2 protein-coding genes, 1 pseudogene and 1 CRISPR repeat array are annotated in these 3,354 nt (G+C 64.2%); of the genes and pseudogenes, 1 reads left to right on the forward strand and 2 read right to left on the reverse strand.

Translation table 11 applies throughout. The features are described 5' to 3' along the window. Window positions 1-206 precede the first annotated feature (206 nt). Window positions 207-537: direct repeats of the CRISPR family, unit length 36 nt; unit sequence GTTGCAAACCACATAGCCCCGTAAGGGGATTGCGAC. An 11-nt stretch (window positions 538-548) separates the two neighbouring features. After that, window positions 549-707: pseudogene (locus ABJK26_RS06805) on the reverse strand (IS110 family transposase); the annotation flags it as partial. Window positions 708-821: 114 nt separating this feature from the next. Beyond that, window positions 822-2,879 carry an argonaute PAZ domain-containing protein gene (locus tag ABJK26_RS06810; protein ID WP_347241529.1) on the reverse strand — a complete coding sequence of 686 codons (2,058 nt, stop codon included), beginning with the start codon at window positions 2,877-2,879 and terminating at the stop codon, window positions 822-824. Between the two features lie 294 nt (window positions 2,880-3,173). Here ABJK26_RS06810 and ABJK26_RS06815 point away from each other — a divergent pair. Then, on the forward strand, window positions 3,174-3,354 hold a 181-nt coding region (locus ABJK26_RS06815; protein ID WP_347241530.1), incomplete at its 3' end, for a hypothetical protein.

Raw genomic sequence — 3,354 nt, forward strand, 5'->3', positions numbered from 1 at the left:
GGGTGGGGACCTTGAAAGCCAGTTCTTCCCTTGGGGATGGGCAATATGCGTTTTCTCCTTCTCATCGCCCCTTTCTCCTGTGGCTTTTCATGGGCGCAAACCCCCGAAAACCCCCGTTATTCGCCGTGTGCATATTCCAAGCTTCATCTTTCTCATAAACCCCCCTCTGGCGGTGCCGTCCAGGACGGGGTTCTTAGAGGGGTAGAGTTGCAAACCACATAGCCCCGTAAGGGGATTGCGACCACCACGAAGCTTTTCCGCATCACTATCACCCCCAAACATGTTGCAAACCACATAGCCCCGTAAGGGGATTGCGACCCTAAAGGCCTCTAGCATGGGGGCGGGTAGGCTTAGTTGCAAACCACATAGCCCCGTAAGGGGATTGCGACTCCCCTTCTGACACCTCTTCCCAAGCCATAAGCTTTGGTTGCAAACCACATAGCCCCGTAAGGGGATTGCGACTCCCTTCCGCTGGAACCACTAACAATAATTTCCAATTCCGTTGCAAACCACATAGCCCCGTAAGGGGATTGATACTGTCTTGCCTGTCAAGCCACCCCCTGGGCCAACCGACCGGCGTAGTACTCCCTGAGCCTTCCCATCATCCGCCTGAGGAGCTTGTGGGCCACGGCCACCAACGCCTGCTTCTTCGTTTTGCCCCGCGAGCGCAGGCGGTGGTAGAAGGCCCGCATCTCCGGGTCATGGCGCAGCTGCGTCTCGTAGCCCGCTCTGCCGGGGCCTGGAGGCCCGGGTAAACCTCCTTCCTCCGGGAAGGCGGCTCCGCTGACCCCGAGGATGGCCGGGGCGGGGCTGTGAGGTAGCTAGACAAAAAAGAGCTTTCTCCGGTCCACCTCCTTGAGGTGACGAACCCCCAGCCGACCCACCTCCTTCACCAGGCGGTCGGCCAGGTGGAGAGGAGCGGGAAGACGAGGGAAGGCGAAACCGCTCGCCGGGTAGAGGCGGGTTAGGTGGTAAATCTGGGCGGCCAGGGCCTCGAGGGGCGTATCCCCCGCCTCGTGGACCAGCTTTAGGGGCCGGGGTGTTCCCCGGAAATCCCGGTGAACGGTGAGGAGGAGAAAAGTCCTGTCCTCCAAGGGCACATAGAGTCCGTCCACCAAGCGCCCCTGGACGGGGTAGATCCGCCCCCCGCCCGACTTGCGCACCGAGACCAGGTCGTAGGCTATGCCCTCTCGGGCGAGGGCTTCCAAGGCCAGGGTGAACTCGTTCTGGGGCACGCGGCCATCCCGAAGGAGGAGGACCCGGGAAGGAAGCCTTCCCGCCTCGCGCCTAAAGGCCCAAAGGGTTTCCTCCAAAAGGTCGCGGACCACCTCCTGGGGGATCCGCTCCCCGGCCTGCGCCTCGGGGAGGGTCCAGAGGAGGTGGCTACCGTCCTCGCCCACGGCGCAGGCCGCGCCCCCGAAGCGAAAGGACTCTCTCCCTCCGGCGTCAAAGCCCACGGCGAGCTCCGCCGGGTAGGTCCCCTGTAGGGCCACCACTTGAAGCCCTGCCTTGGCCAGGAGGCCGAGGAGGGCGTTCTCCCAGCGGTGGCGTTCTTCCTCCCTCAGGGGGAGGTTGAGGATCTGGCTAGGAAGACCCTCCCTGAGAAAAAGAGCTTTTAGGCGATTGCGCGCCTCCCAGGTCATGGGCGGGGTGAGAACCAGTATCGCCTGGACCCCCTTTTCCTTAGCTTCCCTCAGGGCCTCGCGGAAGGCGAAGGCTTGCGCGGGGTCGGCGCGAAGTTCGTGCAGGCGGAGAGAGGCCCCGCTCGCCCGGAAGGCCTCATCCAGGGCCCGCCGGAGGAAGTCCGGCCACCCTTGCATCTCGTCTAAACGCAATAGGGACAAGACGGTGGCCTGGGCCCGATAGAGCCCCACGCGCAGGGCGTCTGCAGGTTTTTTTACAGCTTTTTGGCCCAGGAGCCTGGGGGCGCTCAGACGGTAGGCCTGGGAGCGCACCGGCTCTGGCCTACCCAGGTCCAGGCGCCGACCGATCCACTCGGCGATCTTCTGGGTCCGCTTACGCCGCTCTTCCCAACGCAGGGAGAGGACGAGACCCCCCTCATCTTCCTGGATGTCTTCCAGAGTAAGGATGGGCACCAAAAGGCCTGTCAGATGGGGGATCGCCTTCCGAGAATCCTCGGGGTCCGCCACCCAGGCCACCCGCCCCTCTTCCCGACCCTGGAGGTGGCCCTTGGAAGCGTGGTAGTCCAGGAGGCTTAAGCCGCCCGGGAGAAGGACCTCCTTGGGGTCTTCCTCTCCGATCCGGAGGAGCTCCCATGTGCGCTTGTCGTAGGCGTTCCTGACCCGTTTGGGCAGGGGGTGGCCCTGGGCGAGCCAGGCCTCGAGGGACAACTCACAGAGGATTCGGTACGCCGGGTCCACCTCCAGGAGAAACGCCCCTGAGTCGGAAACCCAAAGGTCCAGGACCGCTCCCCTAAGCACCCGCCATCCGGCCCCCCGGGCATGCTCCTTTCGGTACACCGCCCGCCCCTCCACCCAAAGCCCCTCGAGCTGACGCAGGCGCTCCTGGAGAAGCCTCCGGGCCAAGGCCGAAAGCACACCCCGCTCCCCGGGGTCCTTGGGGTCAAAGGGCATCCTTCCCTCGGGGTAGAGGCGGTAAGTGTAGGTCTGCCCCTTCCGTGCCAGGATGCCCTCCAGGACCAGGGCTTCGGGAGGCGACCAGGAAGCGAGGCCGTCTCCCGCACGCACCGTGATGCCCCCCACTTGGCGGGCCAGTTGGGCGAGAAGGGGATAAACCTCCTCCCGCCCCGGGGGAGGGTCCAGAACCGCCTTCAGGCGCCAAGGCCTGAGCTCTTCAGGGCCAAGAGGCCGGAGGGCGAAGCGGTTGAGGAAAACCTCCGTTTTTCCCAGGCGGTTCATATCTTGGCCCCATTTTACATGGCGACCGCCGAGGGTCTAGGGGAGGAAGCTCCTCCTCGAGGCTCAGCCCTACCGGGCCACGGGGACCGCCATGAGGGCCACCGACCAGGGGGTGGAGGGGATCCCGGAGGCGAGCGACTACGCCTAGGTGAACGCTCCCCTCGGACCCCTTGCAATCATGGCATCATCATGTGCAAAAAGCAAGGTTATCTCTGGACTCGCCCCTATCCCCCAGCCGGAGACGCAACTTGACAGGCCTTGACTAACTAGGTAGCCTAGCTATTGGGGCAAGTTATGATTGACCCCTACCAGGTCATCCACCCCAGGAGCCGCCTCCAGCTGGTGGCCGTCCTCTTCAACGGGGGAGCGAACTCCTACTCCGTGGCCCTGGTCCGGTGGAGGGAGGAGGAGACCGAGGGGGAGGCTGTCGTAAAAGCTCTCCACGGCCAGCTACGCGGCCCTGGCCAGCCGCTTC

The organism is Thermus sp. (assembly GCF_039793865.1).
Classification (GTDB): domain Bacteria; phylum Deinococcota; class Deinococci; order Deinococcales; family Thermaceae; genus Thermus.

What these genes read in the sequence shown, in the direction of transcription:
- ABJK26_RS06810 (WP_347241529.1), bottom strand. Translation starts at nt 2,879, where the DNA reads ATGAACCGCCTGGGAAAAACGGAGGTTTTCCTCAACCGCTTCGCCCTC.